This is a genomic window from Serratia sp. YC16, assembly GCF_009707615.1.
Lineage (GTDB): Bacteria > Pseudomonadota > Gammaproteobacteria > Enterobacterales > Enterobacteriaceae > Serratia > Serratia surfactantfaciens.
On the sequence record NZ_WLYN01000002.1, the window covers coordinates 334,482 to 352,523 of the forward strand.

The window sequence follows — 18,042 nt, forward strand, 5'->3', positions numbered from 1 at the left end:
AACATCAATAATATCAACGTATTGAAATAGGTTTCTTATGCTATTATTTGCATGGCTCCAGCGCGTTAGTAGTCTTATTCTGAAAACACCTAGCCACGGGTATCTAAGGCTTGTATCAGCAAGTCAATAGTATAAGAATCTTAGCCATATAAGCGAAGATAACTCGCGTTTTTTGGTTATAAGGGCATAGATTCTCGTTGTTCTTCAAGCTGCGAAATACCAACGTGTGATGCGCGCTCTTTGTCATGTACAGAAGCGTGCTTAGCGTTCATTGGATTGCGTACAGGAATTTTCATAACAGCGTTTTGGCAGCTATAAGCCAAGGGCGGTAGCGTGTCTGACCGAATGGTTTGCGCTGCCATACTTTGCCTAAAATTCGTTGTTTATACTATATAAATCAGTTAATTGCTTGTGGAAGTGGAAATGCAGAAAAGACTGAAAGCTGTGATCCCAGTGGCGGGTTTAGGAACTCGTATGTTGCCGGCCACCAAGGCGATCCCTAAAGAAATGTTGCCGGTGGTCGATAAGCCACTTATCCAATACATTGTCGGTGAGTGTGTCGCCGCCGGCATTAAGGATATCGTGCTGGTCACCCACTCTTCGAAAAATGCGATTGAAAACCATTTTGACACTTCTTTCGAGTTGGAAGCTGTGCTGGAAGCTCGTGTAAAACGTCAGTTACTGGCTGAAGTGCAAAACATTTGCCCGCCGGATGTGACCGTGATGCAGGTGCGTCAGGGGCAAGCGAAAGGGCTCGGGCATGCGGTATTGTGCGCGAAACCCATGGTAGGGGATTCCCCTTTTGTCGTCTTGCTGCCAGATGTGTTGTTGGATGATGCAACCGCGGATCTTCGTAAAGAAAACCTGGCTAAAATGATCCAACGCTTTGAGGCTACAGGGTGCAGCCAAATCATGGTTGAACCGGTGCCAGAGCAGGATGTGTCAAAATATGGCGTAGTGGATTGTGCGGGAGCAGCACTGGTTGCAGGCGAAAGTGCGCCGATGTCGGCAGTGGTGGAAAAACCCGCACGCGAGGAAGCGCCATCTAACCTGGCGGTTGTGGGGCGCTACGTGCTTTCCGCCGCTATTTGGCCGTTGCTCGAGAAGACGCCTCCAGGCGCGGGCGATGAGATCCAGTTGACCGACGCTATCGCCATGCTGATGGATGAGCAAATAGTGGAAGCCTTCCATATGAGCGGCAAATCACACGACTGCGGCGATAAACTGGGTTATATGAAGGCCTTTGTGCAATACGGTCTACGCCATGCCACAGAAGGTGAAGATTTCTCGCGATGGTTGAAGCTGGCCTTAAATAACGACTAACATGTGGCTGAGTACGTTCACAAGATTGAAGAGGACGAGCATGACGAAGTTGAAAGCTGTCATTCCTGTCGCTGGCCTTGGCATGCATATGTTACCGGCCACCAAAGCGATTCCTAAAGAGATGTTGCCGATCGTCGATAAGCCTTTGATTCAATACATTGTTAATGAGTGCGTAGCGGCAGGTATCAAAGAGATCATTCTGGTTACGCATTCATCTAAAAATGCAATAGAAAACCATTTCGATACGTCCTTTGAATTGGAAGCGATGCTCGAGGCTCGCGTTAAGCGCCAGTTGTTGGATGAAGTCCAATCGATAACGCCGAAAGGCGTAACGTTGATGCATATTAGGCAAGGGCAACCTAAAGGGCTGGGTCATGCGGTACTTTGTGCCAAACCATTGATCGGAGACTCTCCTTTCGTGGTGCTGTTGCCGGATGTGTTGCTTGACGATGCTAAAGCCGATCTGAAAAAAGATAACCTGGCTCACCTCATTTCCCGCTTCGAAGAGACGGGTTTGAGTCAGATATTGATCCAACCCGTGGATGAGCATGTTTTGCGCGACTATTCCGTTGTGGAGTGCCAGAACAATGCATTGCGACAAGGTGAATCCTCACCCATTACCGCGATTATTGAAAAACCGGACAGCGGTGTTCAACTGAAGTCCAACTATTCAGCCGTTGGGCGCTACGTGCTGTCAGCCGCTATCTGGCCCATTTTGGAAAAAACCGAGCCGGGTGCCTGGGGACGCATTCAGTTGACGGACGCGATTGCCGAATTGCTGAAGCATCAGATGGTAGAGGCTACTGAGTTGGTTGGCGAGTCGTTCAACTGCGGTGAGAAGATGGGCTACTTGCGGGCATTCGTGACTTACGGGTTGCGCCATCCTACGCAGGGTAAGGCCTTCCGAGAGTGGGCTGAGCAGCTCTCTCTGTAGCGTTTATCAATTTTCTTTATGATGGTTGGTCTGGAGCGATATCCGACCAGCCTCTGCTATGTTTAGGCAAAAACGACGGTGCTTATGCTGCTCTTTTTATTTAAGAACTATGCAATAATGCTCCTAGGCTTTAAGTCTAACAAATCTGAATTCAACGCTTGCTCAATGACCGTGCATTTTAGGATGTACTCATGGGAGCATTGATAACTCATTTCGCTAAGTGCCGCGGTAGGCGCCATGGTTGGCCTGGGGCTTGGCATTACATGCATTTTTTACTTTGAAAGTGATGATAACTCGATGGCAAAAAAACAATGGAAACTGATACCGCTTCTGGTATCTATCAGTGTGGTTAGCGGCTGTACTATCGTGCCGGGCTCTCATCTTTCAACTAGTGGTAAAGATGTCGTAAAACAGCAAGATAGCGATTTTGATCTCGATAAGCTGGTCAATATTTACCCATTGACGCCTGGCCTTATCGAGAAGTTACGGTCGAAACCAGTGGTTGCACAGCCTAATTCTTCGTTAGAACGTGAATTGCAAAATTACGAATACCGTATTGGCGTCGGCGATGTGCTGATGGTGACCGTATGGGATCACCCAGAATTGACAACGCCAGCGGGGCAATACCGCAGTGCCAGTGATACCGGTAACTGGGTCAACTCGGACGGGACTATTTTCTATCCGTATATTGGCAAAGTGAAAGTTGCAGGAAAGACAGTCAGTCAGGTGCGCAGTGATATTGCTGGCCGTCTCGCACAGTATATCGAGAGCCCGCAAGTTGACGTCAGCATCGCCGCTTTCCGTTCGCAGAAAGTTTATGTGACCGGTGAGGTGGAGAAATCAGGTCAGCAACCTATCACGAACGTCCCTTTGACGATTATGGACGCTGTGAACGCTGCGGGTGGGCTGAGCGCAAATGCTGACTGGCGAAATGTGGTATTAACGCACAATGGCAAAGAACACCGTATATCCCTGCAAGCATTGATGCAGAAGGGTGACCTCACACAGAATCACCTGCTTTATCCTGGTGACATTCTGTACATCCCACGCAATGACGATCTGAAAGTATTTGTGATGGGAGAAGTGAAAAAGCAGTCTACCTTGCGTATGGATCGGAGTGGGATGACCTTAACCGAAGCCTTGGGTAACGCGGAGGGGATGGATCAGGCAATGTCTGATGCAACGGGTGTCTTCGTTATTCGGCCTCTGCGTGGAAGTGAAGGGAAGAAGATTGCCAACATTTATCAGTTAAACGCCGCCGATGCTTCTGCGCTTGTTATGGGCACAGAATTCCAATTGCAGCCTTACGATATTGTCTATGTGACAACCGCGCCTGTAGTTCGTTGGAATCGTGTAATTACCCAGTTGGTACCAACCATTACCGGTGTACACGATATGACCGAAACGGTACGGTTTATCAAACAGTGGAATTGACAAATGTTTGATTCAATCTTGGTGGTTTGCGTAGGTAATATTTGCCGTTCCCCTACAGGGGAATATTTGTTGAAAAACTTATTACCTATGAAGAACATTGCTTCTGCAGGACTTGGTGCATTAGTTGGAAAACCCGCAGATCCATCAGCGGTTGATGTTGCGTTAAAGAATGGCACTTCTCTTGAGGGTCATGTTGCACAGCAACTAACAGCATCTATGTGTCGTGAATATGATCTCATACTTGTTATGGAGAAAGGCCATATTGACGCGGTCTGCCGTATAGCTCCGGAAGTTAGAGGAAAAACGATGTTGTTTGGCCATTGGCTGATGCAGCGTGAAATTGCTGATCCATATCGCCAAAGCCGTGAAGCCTTTGAATTTGTTTACCAGCTTCTTGATGAGTCTGCTAGAAAGTGGGCCAACGCATTAAGCCGATAGTCATTCAGGATATCCAATGTCAGAAAAAACAAAAGTAAGTAATGCGAGTAACGATAAGTCCGATGGGGTAGATTTAACTCGCATTGTAGGTGAGGCAATAGATAACCGTTGGCTTATTATTGGGACAACGGCAATTTTCTTAACATTAGGCATACTATATAGCATTTTCGCTACACCAATTTATAAAGCTGATGCTTTGGTTCAGGTTGAGCAAAGTGTAGGTAACTCGTTGCTGAATAACATCAGTCAAATGTTGCCAACAAGTCAACCTGAGTCGGCTCCAGAAATCGAACTTCTAAAGTCGCGAATGATTCTGGGAAAAACAGTCAATGAATTAAACTTACAAATAGTCGTCAAGGAAAAGTACTTTCCGATATTTGGCAAGGGATTTGCGCGATTAAGTGGCGAGAAGCCAGGTGAGTTGGCTATTTCTAAGCTTACTGTTCCCTCATCTTGGGAAGATAGTGACTATATTACGCTGACAGTGGGGGATAACTCTACTTTTACTCTTAGTAAAGATGGCGATGAGTTTGCTAAAGGTAAAGTTGGCCAGCTTGTCACTAAATCTGATGATTTCTCTATACAAATAGATGATATTCGTGCTGATGTAGGCACGAAATTTAAAGTGTATAAGATTAGCGAACTTGAAGCGGTCAATAATTTACTAGAGCAACTTGATGTAGCTGATAAAGGAAAGGATACAGGGATTCTCGCTTTGTCAATGACGGGTGAAAACCCTGTTTTAATAAGAGAGACTCTTCAATCTATTACGCAAAACTATTTAGAACAGAATGTTGCACGAAAGTCTGAAGAGGATGCGAGAAGTTTAGATTTTTTGAAAGAACAGCTGCCGAAAATTCGAGCTGGCTTGGATGGGGCTGAAGAGAAACTAAACCAATACAGACAGAAAAAAGACTCTGTTGACCTTTCACTTGAAGCAAAGTCGGTACTAGATACTATCGTATCTGTCGATTCTCAATTGAACGAGTTGACGTTCAAAGAGGCGGAAATCTCTAAGTTGTATACTAAAGAGCATCCATCATACAAAGCTCTTTTAGAGAAGCGTAATACACTGGAGAAAGAAAGAGATAGATTGAATAAGCGTGTAAACGCAATGCCTGAAACACAGCAAGAAATCTTGCGATTGAGCCGTGACGTTCAGTCCGGGCAAGCCGTATACATGCAGTTGTTAAATAAAGATCAAGAGTTGCGCATTTCAAAAGCCAGCACTGTCGGCAATGTACGCATTATTGACCAAGCGATGGTGCAGCCAAAACCAGTAGAACCAAAGAAAATTGTGATCATACTAGTAAGTATGATTCTTGGAACTTTCATCTCCTTTGCATATGTATTATTACGTTCGTTCCTTCATCGTGGCATTGAAAGCCCAGAACAACTGGAAGAGCTTGGCATAAATGTATATGCAAGTGTGCCGCTTTCTGAATGGCAACGTAAAAAAGATCTCGATTTTGCTAATAAGATAAAGGGTAAAAAGAAAAATACAGATGCGAATACCTTGCTAGCATTTGGTAATCCGGCTGATCTGGCCATTGAGGCTATTCGCAGCCTGCGAACCAGTTTGCATTTTGCCATGATGGAAGCGAAGAATAATGTCTTAATGATATCAGGGGCGAGTCCTGGGATCGGTAAGACATTTATCAGTGCGAACTTGGCTGCAGTTGTTGCGAAATCTGGTCAACGTGTATTGTTTATCGATAGTGATATGCGTAAAGGCTATGCTCATGAGCTAGTAGGGCTTGCGGGAAATAATGGGCTATCAGATATTTTATCTGGAAAGCTTGATTATAAATCTGCAATTAAGTCAGTCGGGGAAGGTGGTTTTGACTTTATCTCTAGAGGCCAGATACCACCGAATCCTTCTGAGCTTTTAATGCACTCGCGTTTTTCGACGCTTTTGAGTGAGGTATCAAAAGACTATGATTTAGTATTGGTCGATACACCACCTATTCTTGCTGTAACGGATGCAGCCATTATAGGTAAGCATGCCGGCACGTCGCTCGTTGTTGCCAGGTTCGAAGTCAATACTCCGAAAGAGATTGATATCAGTATCCGTCGCTTCGAGCAAAATGGCATCGAAATAAAAGGCGTGATCTTGAACGCTGTAATAAGAAAAGCGATAAACTACTATAACTATGGTTATGATTATTACGACTATAGTTATGAAGATAAGAAAAGCCGGAGTTAATTGGCGTAAAACGGAAGACGGCATTAGATGAATTTAATGCCGTCTTCGACTATATACAGAGTAGTCACTTGATTTCCCTGTGATTTTTAAGTTAGGTATATATTGAAGATAACAAGAGAGATTGGTTAGGGTCTCTGCTTATCTAGCATTTAGGGATGGGAAAGCTTATGAGTGCCATGAGTTACTCAAAAAAGACTAATTTAGTTAAAATTTCTTTGGCATTATCAGACTTTTTATTTTTTAATTTTTCATTGTTTGTCGGTGTATTTATCGTTGAATTTTTTGGCGGTGACATAGGTAATTTTTTACCTGAAACAGAAATGCCAGCAAGGCTTTTCACCCATATAATGCTTTCGCTATTGTGTGTGACATGGTTTTGGGTGCGGTTACGCCATTATACATATAGAAAACCATTCTGGTTTGAACTCAAAGAAATTCTAAGAACGCTTCTTATTTTTTCCGTCTGTGACCTGGCTCTCGTCGCTTTTTCAAAATGGCAATTTTCCCGTTATGTGTGGGTTTGTACGTGGACTCTTGCTTTGCTGATGGTTCCTTTTGCAAGGGCATGTACAAAACACTTCCTCAACAAAATTGGGCTGTGGAAAAAGCATACCGTCATTATCGGTGCAGGGAAGAATGCACGGGATGCATATGCAGCTTTGCAAAGTGAAGAGGTCATGGGATTTGCCATTACGAGCTTTTTCTCACCGACACCGGATTCAAAAAAAGAACTATTGGGTATTCCTATCGTATATGATGAGAATAAGCTATGGGCACAGTGCGACCCGGCGACGACTCAATTTATAGTGGCATTAGAGTTTGAGGAAAATATAATTCGTGACGAATGGTTAAAAAGATTAACAACGCATAATTGTCGCTCCGTTTCCGTCATTCCAACACTTCGTGGTGTTCCGCTGTATGGCACTGATATGTCGTTCATCTTTAGCCATGAAGTGATGATATTAAGAGTAAACAATAATTTGGCGAAAAGGACTTCACGCTTTTGCAAACGCGTTTTCGATATTATTGGAGCAGCGAGTATAATTGTTTTGCTCTCACCAGTTCTGGCCATTTTAGCTTATCTCGTTTCAAAAGATGGAGGTGCTGCTATTTATGGGCATGAAAGAGTTGGGCACAATGGTAAAAAATTTAAATGTTTGAAGTTCCGTTCGATGGTTGTAAACTCGCAGGAAGTATTGCAAGGACTTTTAGAGAGCAATGCCGAAGCCCGAGCAGAATGGGCCAAGGATTTCAAGCTGAAAGATGATCCAAGAATAACTGCCGTGGGTAAATTCATCCGTAAGACGAGTCTTGATGAATTACCTCAACTCTTTAATGTAATAAAAGGCGAGATGAGCTTGGTTGGACCTCGACCTATTATTGAAAAAGAGCTGGAGCGCTATGCCGGCGATGTAGATTATTATCTTATGGCAAAACCAGGCATGACGGGCTTATGGCAGGTGAGTGGCCGCAATGACGTTGACTATGAAACACGAGTATACTTTGATGCGTGGTATGTGAAAAATTGGTCAATGTGGAATGATATTGCGATTTTGTTTAAAACTATTGGGGTTGTGGTCAAGAGAGATGGTGCTTATTAGTGTGGCTTATTGATTTTCAGTACGCCATAAGTTGTAAACAGCGCTTAATTACTACTCCATAAGGTTGTGTTTTCATTTTTGCTATGATGTGCAATAATAATTTAAGGCTGCATGATGAATGAAAGTTATCTTAAACGATTCGAATTCTTATTTTATGCCTTTTTCTTGGTCTCTTTCTCACTCCTTGCAGCTATCTCTCCTATACTCGGCTTTTACGTCCCAATAATATTTTTGGCATTGAACTTCGGGAGTAACAAGACATTTAGGGTTTTAATTTCAATCATAATACTATATAGCAGTATGTTTGTATTTGCCTCTCGGAATATTGCGAGTGGCTCCATTCGTGATGATTTTGCAAATATATACTTCCCAGTATTTAATATGCTTACTCACGGCAGTACTATATTCTATTACCAATTTACAAACGGCATTGAGTTTTTTTTGCCTTTGTATTTTAAAATACTTTATAACGTATTTGGGATTTCACAGCCAGTACCAATTATGGCTGCAGTTACTGCACTATGTTTAGGTATGTTTTACATCTGGCTTGAAAAGTATGGCTTGAAAAGTATTAGCGAAGATAAGCGCTCCTTGTGCGTAGCTTCTTCATTGGCTCTGTTAGTGTTCGCGGTAACAACGCAAAACATGAGACAGGCAATATCATGCGTGTTTTTGCTCTACGTAATAACGTTTTACTTTGATAGAAAGTGGTTATTACTTTCAGTATTTCTATTTTTAGCTACAATATCACATATTACAGCGCTATTTATATTTCCTTTGTTTGTTATGTTAATGGGGGAGAATACAAGGAGAAAGAGGTTAATTGCTGGTGCGGCATTATGTATTTCGTTATTCTTTAACATTGTAATAGGGATTATAATTGCTAAGGGATTGTTAGGTGCTGCAACATACAAATTACTTTTTTACTCGGATGTAGACTCTGGTGACATGACGCTTGGGTATTTAAAATACCTGTTCATAACATGCTCTGTCGGTTTTTTCTATTTCGCTCCAGGGCATCAAAGATATAAAAGCCTGCTTTTCTATGGGACGTTTATTTATTTCGTATTGTCACCTATTCCAGTGATATCTCATAGGTTATTGTTATTGATGGTAGCGTTTATGAATGGCTATTTAATGTTCTTGGCTTTCTACAGAATATTGGGCATTTATAGAATTATTCTTATAGGCTATTGTATTTATAGGATATTTAAGATTGGACCTTACTTCTCACCTGAAAGTGGCGATGGAAGCTTCATGAACCTCTGGTTTAGCTATCCTTGGGTTGGCGATACATTCTTATATTATCTGAAGTAATGTGGCTGTAATTGTAATATAAAACGATGTTCTGGATTTAGCTTACATGAAAATTATCATATTTAACACGCTCTATTACCCATACCAAATTGGTGGCGCAGAGCGCTCAGTACAGCTCCTCGCCGAGAGTTTGAGTAACAATGGAGATGAAGTTACCGTTGTTACCTTACATGATGGCAACGATGTGGAACAGGTCAATTATAATGGTGTGGATGTAGTAAAGTTGCCATTGCTGAACTCTTATTGGCCGTGGGGGGACGTACAGGGAAGATTAACTAAGCTGTTTTGGCATATACGTGACATCTATAACAATAAAATGTTGGAGGTAATCACAAATAGGTTTGCCAACGAAACCTATGATGTCGTACATACCAATAATCTTTGTGGATTTTCTGTGGCTGTGTGGGAATGGGCAAAAGAAAGAAATTTTCCTATTGTACATACCGCAAGAGATTACTATCTGATGAACCCGAATGCGAAATTATTTCGCAAAGGGGAAAATCACTCACCGAAAACAATTGATTCATTGGCCTTTTCTTTCATCAAGAAAAGAGAATCTCGAAAAGTTACTAAGTTTGTGGGAATTAGTCAGTATATTAAAAAACTACATGTTCAAAACGATTTTTTCAGGAATGATATATCCGAAGTTATCTATAACAGTATTGACATAACAAGAGCTTTAGGGCCGGATAAAAGAAAATATAAAGACGGCGGCATGGTCACTTTCGGGTATTTAGGTAGAATAGAGGAAAATAAAGGAATTGAGTTTCTACTTAATGCACTAGATAAACTTGACAGGGATGGTCTAAATTTATTAGTGGCCGGAAAGGGTGATGACGAATACCTAAGATTTTTGGAAAAAAAATATTCAAAAGTTAATTTTAAATTTATAGGTACAGTCAAGATTAATGATTTTTTCCCTCAAATAGACTATCTGATCACTCCATCATTGTGGCATGAACCATTTGGTCGAGTGGTTGTTGAGGCTAATTCATTTGGCATTCCTGTTTTAGGTAGTAGTCGAGGTGGGATTCCTGAAATCATTGTTGAGAACGAAACTGGGTTTGTATTTGATGCCGATGATCAGCACTCACTAGTTACATTGTTGCAGAATGTTTTAATGCTGGGTGACCATGAATATAGCATGCTATCAGAAAACTCATTTTTATTTTCACAAAAGTTTTCGAGTGAAAATGTTATGAGAGAATATGTAAAGATCTATGATGATGCAATTAAATCAAACAGTGCTGAAAGAATGTAGAGTATTAAAAATGTATTGGTTACTAGCGAGTGAAATTATATGATAGAAAAAGAGTTTATCTTTGACAATAGATGGATCGGAGAACATGGGATAGGCCGTTTTGCTAAAGAAGTGCAAAAAAGTAATTTAAAATTGGAAGAAATAAAACTGGCTGGAAATCCAGCAGGGAAACTGGATGTACTGAAGTTAACGTTTTTTTTACTTATTAATAAAAATAAATATTATTTTTCGCCTGGATATAATGCACCTATTTTATGTGCAAGTCGCTCTATTATTACTGTGCATGATCTGAATCATATTGATATAGATTCAAACAGTTCTTTTTTGAAAAGAGTTTACTATAACTACGTTTTAAAAAGAGCTTGTAAAAATGCACTTATAGTTTTTACTGTGTCAAAGTTTTCTAAGAAAAGAATTGTTGAATGGTCAGGTACCAGCGAAGAAAAAGTTATTGTCGTTGGCAATGGCGTATCAGATGAGTTCAATAAAGATGCAGTCGCGTATAAAAATGCGTCACCTTATATTCTTATGGTTGGGAATAGAAAGGAGCATAAGAATGAAGATATGGCATTACTTGCTTTTTTAAAAGCAAAAATATCTTCTGATTATCAATTATTGCTGACTGGTGATTCATCACCAAAGTTGATTGATATTTTGGCCAAGAATAATGCTTCTGATAGAGTAAAATTTCTTGGTAAGGTAACAAATAAAGAATTAGCGTCCTTGTACAAAGGGGCGACTTGCTTACTTTTTCCTTCTCTATACGAGGGGTTTGGGCTGCCTGTTATTGAGTCCATGGCTTGTGGAACACCAGTTATTACTTCTAATACGACTTCTTTACCAGAAGTTTCAGAAGATGCCGCCTTGTTAGTTAATCCTAATGATTTAAATGAGATAACTGGCGCAATTGAAAAAATTGTCAATAATGCAGACATTCGCGATTCAATGGTGGAAAAAGGATATAAACAGGCTGCGAAATTTCAATGGTCAGAAACGCGTGGCATTATAGAGAATGCAATTAATCGTCTTTAGTTAGAGAAGAATAAATTAAGGCCCTGCTTAGGCAGGGCCCTTTGAATATTGACTTACATTGAGCTCAGGTTTGTCAAAAAATCATTGAACTCGTTAACATCTATTGGATGATATTTTCTCCAAGAGATTTGTGCTTGCTTGCTTGAAGGTGAAACTATTGATATGGTTATAATTCCTTTGCTGCTTTCACTTTCTGTAAAGCGATAGGAATCATCTTTAACAACTCTTGCGAGTTCTTTTACTGAAACAGCAGATTTTTTCGGTGTGTTCGTGGTACTGAAGAAGCCATAGTTATTTTCTGGCTCATCCTTATTACTGCCATCGTCAATGAGATCATACCACCAAAGTCCCTTTATATAAGGCTTACTTCTGGCTAACATTGTGAATTTTATTATATTCTGCGCAACACCATCTTGAGATAAGTCCTTGACATTGTACATTGTAGGGTAGCCATTCTCACTAATATATATATCTTTAGGCTTGCCAGTTTTGTTAACAATAAGTTTTTCAACTTTTTCTATTTCTTCGATTCCTCTTTCCGGAGGTTTAGTTCCAGGGGTCGAAATTCTTGTTGAGTAAGCATGGACTGAGATCGCATCAGAATAATCCAAGATGCCATTGTCAATTAGTCCATCAAGCCATGTCATATATTTTGGTATGGTAGGGTTTATTGAGCCAACCATGACTATTGCGTTAGGATCGTTTTGCTTTATTCTTTTATAGCTTTCTCGAACTAATGCCGTGTAGACTAAAGGATCTTCTGGTGGGATTGAATTTTTCTTTACACCTGTTCCTTGCAGCCATTCATTCCATATTTCATAGTATCTCACTTTACCTCTATAATGATGAGAAACCCAGTTAGCATAATTTGCGAAGGCATTGATCTGATCTTGAGAAGATGGATAGCCTGATGGAGTATATAGCTCATTGCCGTAATCCAGCACAAGCAGCGCGGTCGTTGACTTGTCCTTGCTGATTATTTGTAATAGCTCATTACTTTTTTCAAGTGGGCCCTGAACTGAGTACATTCCTTTTTCTTTTTCGGTGCTGTTCCAGCTAAAGTCGGTTCTAAATGAGTTAAACCCATACTGTTTTGCTAGATTTACATAGTTTTCCGTAGGTGCACTGAATCCTGCTGGATGGACGCCGATACCCAATTCGAAGGCGTATGCAGTACTGCATGCAAGGCTTAATCCCAGCACAGTTAAGATGTTTACATGAAGCAACGATTTTCTCATGACTAGCTCCAATTGTGTTACTATTTAGTTATAGCAATACGAGTATATGATTCACTCTCTAACATGGCAAATGACACTGAAGAGTATTTTCAAAGTAAATATTAATAGCGAATACAAATTATTACTTTCTCTAGTTATTTAATGTTCCGCCTGGCGTTAGAGCAATTTGCGTGTAAAAATGCTATCTTTATGTGTCAAGATTTTTTTTGATTGATGTTGGCAATAGTAAATCTTACCAAGCTTCAGAGGCCGTTCGATGCTATATGTTAATGCTCGGTTTTTAACACAAGAAGTTACTGGCGTGCAGCGTTTCGCAGAGATGATTTCTCTAGAACTTTCTCGTTTAAAGAAAGATATATGTTTCTTATGTCCTCCTGGGATTTTGAGGCTTGGCACAGCAGAAAAATTGAATGTTAAGATTATCGGCCGTTTCTCGGGACCCTTGTGGGAGCAGATTGAGTTACCTAATTTCCTTAAAAAACGTGATAACCCTCTTTTGTTAAATTTAGGAAGTACTGGGCCTGTTTTCTATGAAAATAAAATAGTCACTCATCATGATGTTTCATATCTTAGGTATCCTAGAAGCTACTCAAAATCGTTCGTTTTTTTTTATAAATCGATAATTCCTTTAATGGTGAAAAGGTCAAGGCATCTTATTACTGTTAGTGAGTTTTCAAAGACTGAAATAAATCAAGCATATAAAACCGAGCTAAATAAAATATCTGTTATCTATAATTCAGCCAATGCTTTGTTTGAGCCAAAACAAAGTTTAGAGCGTGATGATAATCAGGAAGTATATTTATTGGCAGTCTCTTCCCCTAATTATCATAAGAATTTCCATGGGATGTTGGACGCATTCTTGAGTGCAATGGAGAGAGTAAGTTGCAGCAGTATGATAAAGCTTAAAATTATCGGCGCCTCTTCCTCTGTTTTTTCAAAACCAAAGTACCAACGGAACAAATACTCTAATAATGTAGAGTTTATTGGTAGGGTCGATGATAAGAAGCTCGCAGGACTCTATCAGAATGCTCTGGCTTTTATTTTTCCTTCTTTTTATGAAGGGTTTGGCATTCCACCTCTAGAAGCTCAAGCGTCTGGCTGTCCTGTTATCGCATCAAACAAGGCTGCTATCCCTGAGGTTCTTGGTAACAGCGTATTATATTTTAATCCCGACAGCTGTGTGGATATTAGTGATGCAATGGTGAGAATTATTGAAAATCCGGATTTACGTAGTTCATTGATTTCACTAGGCCTTGAGAATGTACGTAGATTTTCTTGGGAACAATCTGCTCGTAAAGTTATTGATCTTGTGAATAATATTGAAGAAATTTATTAATACTGTTTTTTAATTGAAGTTTAATTACTGGGTTTAAGGGTTTGTTATGTCAAAGGATTTAAATGTCGGTATTGTTGCTGATTGGTTGGTCAGTTATGCCGGTGCTGAGAAGGTTATTTCAGAGTTTATTGATATTTTTCCTGAATCAGAGCTCTATTCTGTTGTTGATTTTCTCTCTGATAAATCACGAGAGCTTTTTAAGAATAAAAAAGCCATAACTACGTTTATCCAAAACTTACCGTTCGCGCAGAAAAAGTATCAAACCTATCTTCCACTTATGCCACTTGCTATTGAGCAGTTAGATGTTTCTAAGCATGATGTAATACTGTCTAGCAGCCATGCAGTCTCAAAGGGAGTGCTTACTGGTCCTGATCAATTGCATATTAGCTATGTGCATTCTCCAATTCGTTATGCTTGGGATCTGCAGCATCAATATTTGAACGAGTCAGGTATGAGGAAAGGGCTTAAGAGCATGGTGGCCCGTTTCTTACTTCACAAAATTAGAATGTGGGACTATCGAACTGCAAACGGAGTTGACCATTTTGTTGCTAATTCTCAATTTATTGCAAGAAGAGTAAAAAAAGTCTATGGCCGTCAGGCTGATGTAATATATCCGCCGGTAGATGTGGAGCGTTTTTCTTTGGTATCTAAAAAAGATAACTATTATTTCACAGCCTCTCGTATGGTGCCATATAAGAGAATGGATCTCATTGTTGAGGCTTTTAGTCATATGCCAGACAAAAAATTAGTTGTCATTGGCGATGGTTCAGAGATGAGAAAGATAAAGTCTAAGGCGAGTGGGAACATCGAAATTCTTGGTTATCAAAGTAACGATGTTATGAAAGAACATATGCAAAATGCGAAGGCATTTGTGTTCGCCGCTGAAGAAGATTTCGGTATCACGCCTGTTGAGGCACAGGCATGTGGTACGCCTGTGATCGCTTTTGGGAAAGGTGGTTCGCTAGAGACAGTACGACCTTATGGCATTGATAATGCCACAGGTTTCTTCTTTAGAGAGCAAACTATTGCTGCGATTGTAGATGCCGTCTCGCAATTTGAAAATCATGTTGATGCTGTTTCTCCTGACGCTTGCAGAAACAATGCGATGAGATTTTCTTCAGCCAGGTTCAAGCAAGAAATGGCGCAGTATATAAACGAAAAATATGAGTTATTCAAAGACGAAAAAACAATCGTTTATTAATTATCACGGAATGTTAAGTTGAGGGTTTTATGCTAGTTGTTAATTTAACGACAACATCTGGACGGTTAGATTTATGTGCGGTTACTCTTTGGTCCCTCATTCATCAAGAGTTGCTGCCCGACCGAATTGATTTGTACATATCTAATGATGCCTACATGGCTGATAGTGGAATAGATAATCTCCCTGAATGGTATGACAAATTAAACAATATAAAGAAAATTATTCATATTAAGTACGTCGAAAATACTGGTCCCTATCGGAAGATTTTTCCTGCATTGGCAGAATGTGCTCAAGATGACATATTGGTTTATGCTGATGACGATGTTGTATATGGTAGATATTGGCTAGAGACATTAGTTTCTGCTTTTAACAAATTTAACGGTGAGGCTGTTGTTGCGGCCAGAGTCAGAATTAAAAATAAGAATTTTTTTGGGCGATACCAGAGTTATAATCGATATGCAGTCTCTCTTTCCGAAAGAGAGCTGTCCAATGATTTTATTATTACCGGTGTTGGAGGGTGTGTTCTTAAAAAGGAACATGTACATGAATCTTTCATAAATAATCGCGAATTTATTAATATCGCTCCACGAACTGATGATCTTTGGATTAGCAAATTACTTGAACTCTCGGGAAGTAAGGTTGTTACTTGTCCTAAAGCCCTCGCACATGTCATGGAAATTCAGCACTCTAGTGATGCATTGAGCCAAACAAATAATATCATTTTTAAAACCAAAGGGTTATCTAAACTTATGGTGAAGGTTAAGAACTTGATTTTTGGTTATTTTGGCGTTTCTCTCTCTAACAATGATCAGGTTATGCGTAAGATTGATACTTATTTTTCCATGAAAGGAAAGATTGATTAATTCATCATCTTTATAGTTCATTCCTGTCATCATTGATAGGTTTTTTCGTAATCCAAGAGGGCCTTATGGGGTTATTTAATAACGTCAAATGGGTTACCATTTCTCAATTGATAAAAGTCGTTTGCCAGCTTTTAGGCATGGTTATCTTCTCTAGGTTTTTGACCCCTGGCGAGATCGGCGTGATGTCGATGACGCTGATTGTTGTCAACTTCGTAAATGTTCTACGGGATATGGGTTCATCGGCGGCTATAATACAAAGAGATGAGCTTACCGATAGCCTTAAATGTAGTGTCTTTTTCCTCAACTTATTCCTAGGCGTTTTTTTATTTATTGTGGCTTTTTCACTCTCTGGTGTTATAGCCAATTTCTTCAAAGAGCCGGAACTGGCAAATACAGTGAAAATAGTGGCAATTGCATTCCCTATTAATAGCATGACAGCAGTACATCTTGCTTTACTTGAGAGAGAATCAAAATTTAATAAGACAGCAGTGGTTGAAATTACTGCCTCGATATTAGCCCTTGTTATGGCTGTTTTCTTTGTGATATATGGAGCTGGAGTTTACAGCTTAGTTATTCAAACTATCTTGTATGCGATAATAAGTGCGTTAGGCTTTTGGTTCTATTCTGGATGGTTGCCTAAGCTTAGATTCAAATTTGATGATGTTCGGTCAATTTTCAGATTTAGTTCTAATTTGGTGGGTTTTAATTTTATTAATTATTTTTCACGAAACTCAGATCAAATAATTATCGGTCGTTCCTTCAGTTCAGCTGTGTTAGGTCAGTATTCTCTTGCATATAGGATAATGCTATTTCCAATACAGAATATAACGTTTGTATTAACGCGTTCTCTTTATCCTGTATTAAGCCGGCTACAGGGAAATAATACTGAGGCCGTTGCAACTTATTTTAAAGTAATTAAAACGATAGCTATTGTTATTCCGCCATTGATGCTGGGGATGGCAGTAGTAAGCCATGACTTTGTGCTCGTTGTTTTTGGGGCACAATGGACCATGGTAGCTGATATGTTAATTTGGTTGGCTCCGGTCGCTATAATGCAGTCTATGGTAAGTACTACGGGATCGGTCTTCATGTCTCGAGCGAGGACGGATCTCCTTCTAAAGATTTCCTTGTATAACTCTATTCTGCAGGTCGGGGCATTCGTTGTAGGTGGTCTATTTAGTATTGCTTTCCTCATAAAACTTTATCTTATCGCAAACGTTTTTATGTTTGTGCCGAATATGTATTTGGCGGTAAAGGAAATTGGAGGAGGCTTTATTTCTTTTCTTTCCGTGATCATTCGTCCTCTGTTGGCTGCTGCGGTGATGGCAATACTTTTGCTGATTATATCTGATTATATTGACGCTTTTTCCATGGAAGGTATAGCCGGACTAATTCTCAAAGTGGTTTTAGGTATGCTGCTTTACTGTGTTTCAATTCTTATTTTTGAATGGAAGCTTGTGTCAAATTGGTACAAAACCAGGAAGATGAAAATTCTTAACTAATTGTAATCTTTCGGTTTTTTGTAAGGGATACCGTGGTGTTTGTATTTTTACATAAAAGTTTATTATAAACACCACTTTTCATTCCTGCTTTAGTCACTCTGTTATATCCGGTATCATATCTTCATCTCCTCGAAAAAGTTGTATTTAGGTGAAAAATCCTATACGCCTCAATATCCCCGCGTTTTCCTCATGTTTTTTAAAAACACTACCCGTCTATCTCTTTGAATCAAATTGTTTTTTTGCTTTTTCCTCCTTGATACTGTTGCTAATTAAACTTTTTCAATAGAAATTATTTTGATTTTTATTTTCTCGGGCTGCGCTTAACTTGTTGTATGTTATAGGTATTTTAATTTCTT

At 39.9% G+C, this 18,042-nt stretch carries 14 protein-coding genes; 13 read left to right on the forward strand and 1 reads right to left on the reverse strand.

From position 1 onward, the window contains the following. Positions 1-423: 423 nt before the first annotated feature. The 9 genes from galU (at position 424) to GKN89_RS09085 (ending at position 11,546) form a co-directional block, all read left to right on the forward strand. Positions 424-1,323 carry a UTP--glucose-1-phosphate uridylyltransferase GalU gene (galU, locus tag GKN89_RS09045; RefSeq protein ID WP_154746819.1) on the forward strand — a complete coding sequence of 300 codons (900 nt, stop codon included), beginning with the start codon at positions 424-426 and terminating at the stop codon, positions 1,321-1,323. A gap of 40 nt (positions 1,324-1,363) precedes the next feature. After that, the gene (locus GKN89_RS09050) at positions 1,364-2,257 is read left to right on the forward strand and encodes a sugar phosphate nucleotidyltransferase (RefSeq protein ID WP_019454402.1); all 894 of its coding nucleotides are present in this window, start codon (positions 1,364-1,366) and stop codon (positions 2,255-2,257) included. A 297-nt stretch (positions 2,258-2,554) separates the two neighbouring features. Continuing rightward, positions 2,555-3,691, forward strand: coding sequence for a polysaccharide export protein (locus tag GKN89_RS09055; RefSeq protein WP_025159972.1), 1,137 nt, complete (start codon positions 2,555-2,557; stop codon positions 3,689-3,691). Between the two features lie 3 nt (positions 3,692-3,694). Then, complete coding sequence (locus GKN89_RS09060; RefSeq protein ID WP_071532834.1) at positions 3,695-4,129, forward strand: protein tyrosine phosphatase; 435 nt, start codon at positions 3,695-3,697, stop codon at positions 4,127-4,129. Positions 4,130-4,145: 16 nt separating this feature from the next. Continuing rightward, positions 4,146-6,335, forward strand: a complete 2,190-nt coding sequence (wzc, locus tag GKN89_RS09065; RefSeq protein ID WP_019454400.1) for a tyrosine-protein kinase Wzc — start codon at positions 4,146-4,148, stop codon at positions 6,333-6,335. Between the two features lie 167 nt (positions 6,336-6,502). Further along, positions 6,503-7,936 carry an undecaprenyl-phosphate galactose phosphotransferase WbaP gene (gene wbaP, locus GKN89_RS09070; protein ID WP_154746820.1) on the forward strand — a complete coding sequence of 478 codons (1,434 nt, stop codon included), beginning with the start codon at positions 6,503-6,505 and terminating at the stop codon, positions 7,934-7,936. A gap of 114 nt (positions 7,937-8,050) precedes the next feature. Next, positions 8,051-9,253 (forward strand): EpsG family protein, encoded by a 1,203-nt coding sequence (locus tag GKN89_RS09075; protein WP_019454398.1) that lies wholly within the window; start codon positions 8,051-8,053, stop codon positions 9,251-9,253. Between the two features lie 46 nt (positions 9,254-9,299). Next, positions 9,300-10,514: a glycosyltransferase family 4 protein gene (locus GKN89_RS09080; protein ID WP_154746821.1), complete on the forward strand. Its 1,215-nt coding sequence runs from the start codon at positions 9,300-9,302 to the stop codon at positions 10,512-10,514. A gap of 39 nt (positions 10,515-10,553) precedes the next feature. Then, positions 10,554-11,546, forward strand: coding sequence for a glycosyltransferase family 1 protein (locus GKN89_RS09085; protein ID WP_154746822.1), 993 nt, complete (start codon positions 10,554-10,556; stop codon positions 11,544-11,546). A gap of 53 nt (positions 11,547-11,599) precedes the next feature. Here GKN89_RS09085 and GKN89_RS09090 read toward each other — a convergent pair whose 3' ends face one another. Beyond that, complete coding sequence (locus GKN89_RS09090; protein ID WP_071532832.1) at positions 11,600-12,784, reverse strand: cellulase family glycosylhydrolase; 1,185 nt, start codon at positions 12,782-12,784, stop codon at positions 11,600-11,602. A 301-nt stretch (positions 12,785-13,085) separates the two neighbouring features. On the opposite strand from GKN89_RS09090, the gene GKN89_RS09095 reads away from it, so the two are divergent. The 4 genes from GKN89_RS09095 to GKN89_RS09110 all read left to right on the forward strand — a co-directional run bounded on the left by GKN89_RS09095 (position 13,086) and on the right by GKN89_RS09110 (position 17,686). Continuing rightward, the gene (locus tag GKN89_RS09095) at positions 13,086-14,120 is read left to right on the forward strand and encodes a glycosyltransferase family 4 protein (RefSeq protein WP_370520186.1); all 1,035 of its coding nucleotides are present in this window, start codon (positions 13,086-13,088) and stop codon (positions 14,118-14,120) included. A gap of 46 nt (positions 14,121-14,166) precedes the next feature. After that, a complete protein-coding gene (locus GKN89_RS09100) occupies positions 14,167-15,321 on the forward strand; it encodes a glycosyltransferase family 4 protein (protein WP_019454395.1) in 1,155 nt (384 codons plus the stop codon). A 29-nt stretch (positions 15,322-15,350) separates the two neighbouring features. Then, a complete protein-coding gene (locus tag GKN89_RS09105) occupies positions 15,351-16,184 on the forward strand; it encodes a glycosyltransferase (protein ID WP_154746824.1) in 834 nt (277 codons plus the stop codon). 65 nt (positions 16,185-16,249) lie between these two features. Beyond that, positions 16,250-17,686 carry an MOP flippase family protein gene (locus GKN89_RS09110; protein ID WP_019454393.1) on the forward strand — a complete coding sequence of 479 codons (1,437 nt, stop codon included), beginning with the start codon at positions 16,250-16,252 and terminating at the stop codon, positions 17,684-17,686. Positions 17,687-18,042: the final 356 nt, after the last annotated feature.

Excerpts from the sequence above, each read along its gene's own strand:
- GKN89_RS09075 (WP_019454398.1), top strand. The coding sequence starts at position 8,051 with ATGAATGAAAGTTATCTTAAACGATTCGAATTCTTATTTTATGCCTTT.
- wzc (WP_019454400.1), top strand. The coding sequence starts at position 4,146 with ATGTCAGAAAAAACAAAAGTAAGTAATGCGAGTAACGATAAGTCCGAT.
- GKN89_RS09085 (WP_154746822.1), top strand. The coding sequence starts at position 10,554 with ATGATAGAAAAAGAGTTTATCTTTGACAATAGATGGATCGGAGAACAT.
- galU (WP_154746819.1), top strand. The coding sequence starts at position 424 with ATGCAGAAAAGACTGAAAGCTGTGATCCCAGTGGCGGGTTTAGGAACT.
- GKN89_RS09060 (WP_071532834.1), top strand. The coding sequence starts at position 3,695 with ATGTTTGATTCAATCTTGGTGGTTTGCGTAGGTAATATTTGCCGTTCC.
- GKN89_RS09055 (WP_025159972.1), top strand. The coding sequence starts at position 2,555 with ATGGCAAAAAAACAATGGAAACTGATACCGCTTCTGGTATCTATCAGT.
- GKN89_RS09080 (WP_154746821.1), top strand. The coding sequence starts at position 9,300 with ATGAAAATTATCATATTTAACACGCTCTATTACCCATACCAAATTGGT.
- GKN89_RS09050 (WP_019454402.1), top strand. The coding sequence starts at position 1,364 with ATGACGAAGTTGAAAGCTGTCATTCCTGTCGCTGGCCTTGGCATGCAT.
- GKN89_RS09100 (WP_019454395.1), top strand. The coding sequence starts at position 14,167 with ATGTCAAAGGATTTAAATGTCGGTATTGTTGCTGATTGGTTGGTCAGT.
- wbaP (WP_154746820.1), top strand. The coding sequence starts at position 6,503 with ATGAGTGCCATGAGTTACTCAAAAAAGACTAATTTAGTTAAAATTTCT.
- GKN89_RS09105 (WP_154746824.1), top strand. The coding sequence starts at position 15,351 with ATGCTAGTTGTTAATTTAACGACAACATCTGGACGGTTAGATTTATGT.
- GKN89_RS09090 (WP_071532832.1), bottom strand. The coding sequence starts at position 12,784 with ATGAGAAAATCGTTGCTTCATGTAAACATCTTAACTGTGCTGGGATTA.
- GKN89_RS09110 (WP_019454393.1), top strand. The coding sequence starts at position 16,250 with ATGGGGTTATTTAATAACGTCAAATGGGTTACCATTTCTCAATTGATA.